Annotated in this window: 4 protein-coding genes and 3 pseudogenes; 3 read left to right on the forward strand and 4 right to left on the reverse strand. The window is 48.2% G+C overall.

Annotation, left to right across the window (positions count from 1 at the left end; all coding sequences use genetic code 11):
* Positions 1–53 precede the first annotated feature (53 nt).
* A pseudogene (locus ACOTX7_RS23710) lies at positions 54–296 on the forward strand (TetR/AcrR family transcriptional regulator C-terminal domain-containing protein); the annotation flags it as partial.
* 1,104 nt (positions 297–1,400) lie between these two features.
* On the opposite strand, the pseudogene ACOTX7_RS23715 reads toward ACOTX7_RS23710, so the two are convergent.
* Positions 1,401–1,757: pseudogene (locus ACOTX7_RS23715) on the reverse strand (IS1 family transposase); the annotation flags it as partial.
* Between the two features lie 268 nt (positions 1,758–2,025).
* The gene (gene repE / locus ACOTX7_RS23720) at positions 2,026–2,781 is read right to left on the reverse strand and encodes a replication initiation protein RepE (protein WP_000807690.1); all 756 of its coding nucleotides are present in this window, start codon (positions 2,779–2,781) and stop codon (positions 2,026–2,028) included.
* A gap of 533 nt (positions 2,782–3,314) precedes the next feature.
* Between repE and ACOTX7_RS23725 the strand changes: the two are divergent.
* Positions 3,315–3,782 (forward strand): annotated as a pseudogene (locus tag ACOTX7_RS23725) (IS1 family transposase).
* Between the two features lie 10 nt (positions 3,783–3,792).
* On the opposite strand, the gene ACOTX7_RS23730 reads toward ACOTX7_RS23725, so the two are convergent.
* Entirely contained in the window at positions 3,793–3,984 is a 192-nt protein-coding gene (locus ACOTX7_RS23730) for a hypothetical protein (RefSeq protein WP_000861580.1), read from the reverse strand.
* A gap of 8 nt (positions 3,985–3,992) precedes the next feature.
* A complete protein-coding gene (stbA, locus tag ACOTX7_RS23735) occupies positions 3,993–4,379 on the reverse strand; it encodes a plasmid stabilization protein StbA (protein ID WP_001039463.1) in 387 nt (128 codons plus the stop codon).
* A 545-nt stretch (positions 4,380–4,924) separates the two neighbouring features.
* Between stbA and ACOTX7_RS23740 the strand changes: the two genes are divergently transcribed.
* The coding region (locus ACOTX7_RS23740; protein ID WP_136527584.1) for a hypothetical protein at positions 4,925–5,151 on the forward strand (227 nt) is incomplete at its 3' end.

Below are 5,151 nucleotides of genomic sequence, written 5' to 3' on the forward strand. Positions count from 1 at the left end.
GCTCCATCAGCAAAAGGGGATGATAAGTTTATCACCACCGACTATTTGCAACAGTGCCTTTTACCCTTGGTGCCGTACTGGAGCAGCAGGAGCATACTGCCGCCCTGACCGACCGCCCTGCAGCACCGGACGAAAACCTGCCGCCGCTATTGCGGGAAGCGCTGCAGATTATGGACAGTGATGATGGTGAGCAGGCCTTTCTGCATGGCCTGGAGAGCCTGATCCGGGGGTTTGAGGTGCAGCTTACGGCACTGTTGCAGGGGTCCGCTTGGGAAAGGGAAAATATCCTACGCTAAGGCTGTTTTTTAACCATCAACTGTTAGCAAACTGCCCAAGTGGCGGTGCTATGCCATTTCTGCGTCCGAAACCGAGCGATTACGTACACCATGCCACCGATCTGTACGAAAGTAGGCAAAACCAGAAACGGACAGTCTGATAGTTCCGTACATCCCTTACGGTCAGGGGTTTCCACTCAATTGAACGAAATCACCCGTTAAGCTTGAAAAGCTTAACGTAGGATAATTTCCGAATTCCAAGCGGCCCCCTACCCGTCAGGTATGCGCGTTTGTGACTGAGCGGCTTTCTTTGCGCACATACGATAAAAGGTTTTAATGCATCCTCCGCGTACAAGGGTATCCATGATAATGCGGTCAGCTACACGCATAACGACCTCCGGTCATAACCTCCTGTGCTATTTTACCACAATCACATGATTTTATTGAATTTATAAGGCTGGTAATACATTACTCACGGAGGTTTTAAAATGCGCGACAGCGCATGGGAGGCGCTGTGCGCCGGAGACCCCCGCAGCGAAGCGAGGACGAAAAAAGCATTACGGCTTCAGCCGTAATAATCCCCCACCCTGCTAAGCCCAAAACAACCTAGCTCAAAACGCTACAGAAGCTGCTGTGCGCGGTCGGAGTGGTCACGACAAGGCGCGAGCCGCAGTCGGGGCGTATCTCCGCGTTAGCGGGCCGTGAGGGCCGCTTACGAGCGTGTACACCAGAACTCAAAGCCACATCTCCAACAGCAACCACAAAACATAGTTACAACATCCATCATTTTAAAGCGATGCATTACCCCGGCCGTTGGCCGGGGTTGGGCGGCGCTTTTCAGTGGTGGGGAGGGGCACCTGGCTGGCAAACCGGCGCTGGTTTTATGATGATTTGTTTTTTGAATGCTGTAACTAATTTAATTCTCCGGTCGGGGCCCGTCGCGGAGCGATGGGAGCTCTCTCAGGTGTTGCCGAACCGGCGCGACCGTCAGGTCGCTGCAAGGGCGGGCATTCTCCCGAGCCTGTCCACAGGGCAGGCGATGAACAGGTTATGTGTTTACAGGATTTATTGAAGGATCTTTAAAAGAGATACAGAGCTGGTGTTTAAAAGGAACCACGCGCCCTGAAAGTCCGACGGCAGGCTCAGAAGATGCTCCAGCGTGGCCATAGTACGTTCACCGAAGACGTGTGCAACAACCGTCCTCCGTATCCTGTCATACGCGTAAAACAACCAGCGCTGGCGTGATTTAGCGCCGACGAACCCCACTGTTCGTCTATTTCCGCGCAAACAATGACGTCACTGCCCGGTTGTATGCGTGAGTTTACCGACTGCGGCCTGAGAGGCGGTGTAAGTGAACTGTAGCTGCCATGTTTTACGGCAGTGAGAGCAGAGATAGCGCTGATGTCCGGCAGTACTTTTACCGTTACGCACCACGCCTTCAGTAGCTGAGCAGGAGGGACAAGTGATGGAGATGGAAGCCACGGGAGCACCTCAAAAACACCATCATACACTAAATCAGTAAGTTGGCACCATTACCCGGGAAGAGGGAGAAAATCTAGTGTGACAAACTACCCTCAGGATAGGGTGACAAATTGCCCTCAATTCTGGCTCCACTACCGGTTACAGCCAAAAAAACTATGAGTAAGCGCAGGATGCCAGGGAGGGAACAGCAAAACTGTGACAAATCACCCTCAACTTTCCAGATCAAATGTGACGAACCACCCTTAAATCTGTGACAGATAGCCCTCAACTATTCAATCGTCATGGAGGTTATATCACGGAAGGAAAATACGATATGCGTCGTCTGGCGGCCTTTCTTTTTCTCGATGTAAGAAAGGCGCATTGGTGTCCGGCTGTTGATCTCGTCAACACTTGCCTGCAGGAAACGGCGGCGAAAGTCCGGCATACGCTGGTAACTTTGAGGTAGCTGGTAGCGTTCCATGATCCAGTCGATTTTCAGGGACACGACACCTGAGCCATCAGGTTTACGGTACTGGCACAGAGATTCGTATAAACGCATGGCGTACGGATTGGTAATCTCTTTTGTTTCACTGAGCCGGAACTGCGTAAACCGGTTCTGTAACCCGATGAAGAAGGGAATCAGATATGGGTTGATATGTACGCTGTAAAGCCCTCTGGATGGGCTGTGCGCACGTTTAATAAACCAGGGAAAGGATTCATACCCTTTTTCATCGCCGGCATCCTCTTCAGGGCGATAGAAAACCACTTCCTTACCCGCAAAACCTTTTAAAGCCTGTCGTATATCCTTACTGGCTTCAGCGGAGGTCAGCCCGAATGTTTCAGCGTATTTAGCAACGTGAATTTCGCAGATGCCGTCATGTTCCTGCAGGGAGCCGTCGGATTTTCTGATCTGGTCAACGAACAGATACAGCATACGCTTTTGATCCCTGGAGAGACTATATGCCGCCTCAGTCAGCTCGTTAGACTGGACAATCCGCGGGCTATTTTTACGTTTTTTATGGTTTATAACCGCTATTTCCGCCATGACAGGTCCATGCGAAGTGTGACAGACTTTAAGATTGTCACACTTCATAAAACAGAGTCAACAGGGATGGATAACTTTGTGAAAAGCAACGCTTCCTGAGGGCAATTTGTCACAGGGTTAAGGGCAACTTGTCACAGAAATGGCGGCTATTTGAGGGTGATTTGTCACACTGAAAGGGCGTTTTGTCACAGATCCCTCTCTGGAACCCGCATGGATAAAGGCCTGTGGGCATTCTAAAAATAAAAATCTAACAACTATTTAAAAAGATCTTATAAAAATATCCCCGTGGATAAGTGGATAACCCCTATGGGAGGTGATTTTGCAGGCATTGAGCGTATGCAGAATTTATGAGTACTGTTCCATGGTGCTTCCTCGCTCACTCGGGGCTTCGCCCTGTCGCTCGGCTGCGGCGAGCACTGCTGGCTCGATTATATCTGTGGCCAGAAGTTAGACATACAGCCTATTCTGTCCAGTTCTGGGTAATGCTACCAACTTGCTGATTTAGTGTATGATGGTGGTTTTGAGGTGCTCCAGTGGCTTCCATCTCCATCACTTGTCCCTCCTGCTCAGCTACTGAAGGCGTGGTGCGTAACGGTAAAAGTACTGCCGGACATCAGCGCTATCTCTGCTCTCACTGCCGTAAAACATGGCAGCTACAGTTCACTTACACCGCCTCTCAGGCCGCAGTCGGTAAACTCACGCATACAACCGGGCAGTGACGTCATTGTTTGCGCGGAAATAGACGAACAGTGGGGTTCGTCGGCGCTAAATCACGCCAGCGCTGGTTGTTTTACGCGTATGACAGGATACGGAGGACGGTTGTGGCGCACGTCTTCGGTGAACGCACTCTGGCCACGCTGGAGCGTCTTCCGGGCCTGCTGTCGGCCTTTGAGGTCGTGGTATGGATGACGGATGACTGGCCGCTTTATGAATCACGCCTGAAGGGAGAACTGCATGACAAAGTCATTGGACATTATCTGAACATAAAACACTACCAGTAAGTTGGAGTCATTACCCCTCAATCAAACGTGAGAAGTCGTCACCTTTAAAACTGGTCACATTTTCAATACCCAGATCGGAAGCAGACTGGTTGATAGTCTCTACCGCATAGAACTTTGCACCAGTCAGCCGCGGGGCTAACAGGTAAGATGAAATTAAGGTTTTACGAACACTGCCACTGTAATTAATTACCGCTACTTTCATAAATCACCTCAGAATTTTTTGTTGAACTTCTTAGGGTCGAAATTCTCACCGATTTTATTGAAGAATTCTTTATCAATAATGCCGGGACTCTCTGCTTTTTCACTTTCCTGCGCTTCAGGCTCAGACGGTTGTGTATTGTGCAATACACTTTCCGCTGCACCCTTCGCGCTACTCTTATCATGTGTATTGTGCAATACATTTTTTCGGTTTTGCCGCGTTCTATACAGTGCCATCTCAAGCCCTTTGGCTGTTACCGAAAAGCTGTATTCGCTGTCGAGGATTTCAGCAATTTCATGCCGCGTTAGCCCTCTGTCCAGCCAGTTCTCGATTTCATTTAGGCGCAATCTGACAGCAGCCGATAAGTTGCGGGGTTTCAGATCTGCTGGTTTATTCATAACCCCCTCCGTTGTATGAAAATGACTCTACAACACTCGTAAGAAGGGGTCAATCGAGTTTTGTAGTTTATCTGTAGTTTTCTTGTAGTCTATTTGTAGTCTGTCACGTTTTTTGTAGTTTCTTTGTAGTTTTATTGTAGTCTATTTGTAGTCTTCCAACACTAAGGCAAAACGTTTTTTGTAGTTTATCTGTAGTTTATCTGTAGTTTTTGGTTGCTCAGATGGTCATGCAAGCATGACCATCAAAGAATAGGACGCTTTTTAGCCAAATGACCCTTAACCTACGGAGATCGCCCTACCAAAAAAAGATGATTTTTTATCCCTTAACCTGCTATACACCTAACGCAGCGTGATAAATCACGCTATCTCACTGATTTAAAAGAAAAAAAACCAAATTTAACCATGCTGCGGTATTACCCAGGTATTACAAATCTAATCTAACTTACTGATTTAAAACATTTTTTATTTATTACTTTGGTAATACTATGATTTCACCGTATTAGACACCCTTTTTTCGTTTAAAAAATGCACAAAGTGAGGACTGAATGCCAACAATAACCGCAAAAGTATCAGATGAACTTTTGGCCTATATAGACCTGGTTTCAGGTGGTAATCGGTCAGAGTATCTGCGGCGCTGCCTTGAAGCTGGCCCAGGTGATCTGGAGTCCGGGTTGAAAATAGTTACCAACCAGCTGAGCGGGCACTGTTGCAAAGTTAGCGATGAGGCAGCGTTTTGTCTTATTCAAAGGCCTTACATTTCAAAAACTCTGCT

It is taken from the genome of Enterobacter cloacae complex sp. IR5418, from assembly GCF_049238105.1.
Lineage (GTDB): Bacteria > Pseudomonadota > Gammaproteobacteria > Enterobacterales > Enterobacteriaceae > Enterobacter > Enterobacter hormaechei.